Here is a 390-nt window from a genome sequence, read left to right as displayed (position 1 = left end):
AGTCCGCGCGCGCCGCCAGCGGGCCCAGGTCCTCGATGCCGTGGATCGTGCGCCGGGCGGTCCGGCCCACCAGCGCCACCTGGACGCCCAGGCCGTGCAGCAGCCGGGTGATCTCCCGCCCGATGGGGCCCGCGCCGACGACCACCGCCCGCGAACCGGCCACCTGCTGCCCCTCCCGGTGGTGCCAGCGCCGCTCCCGCTGGAGGGCCAGGGTGGTGGGCAGATCCTTGGCGAAGGCCAGCACCAGCCCGGCCACGTACTCCGCGATCGGCCGCTCGAAGATGCCCCGGGCGTTGGTCAGTACGGTGCCGGACGCGGCCAGCTCCGGACAGAGCAGCCGGTCCACGCCCGCGCTCGCCGCGTGCACCCAGCGCGGCCGGGGCCCCTCCC

The 390-nt window shown here is 77.4% G+C and carries 1 protein-coding gene; it reads right to left on the bottom strand.

From position 1 onward, the window contains the following. Positions 1-390, bottom strand: a 390-nt coding sequence (locus RNB18_RS53360; RefSeq protein ID WP_311721226.1) for an NAD(P)-dependent oxidoreductase, incomplete at both ends; no start/stop codon positions are given.

It is taken from the genome of Streptomyces doebereineriae, assembly GCF_031845645.1.
In the GTDB taxonomy this organism is placed as follows: domain Bacteria; phylum Actinomycetota; class Actinomycetes; order Streptomycetales; family Streptomycetaceae; genus Streptomyces; species Streptomyces canus.
This window is presented reverse-complemented; position numbering and strand designations above follow the sequence as displayed.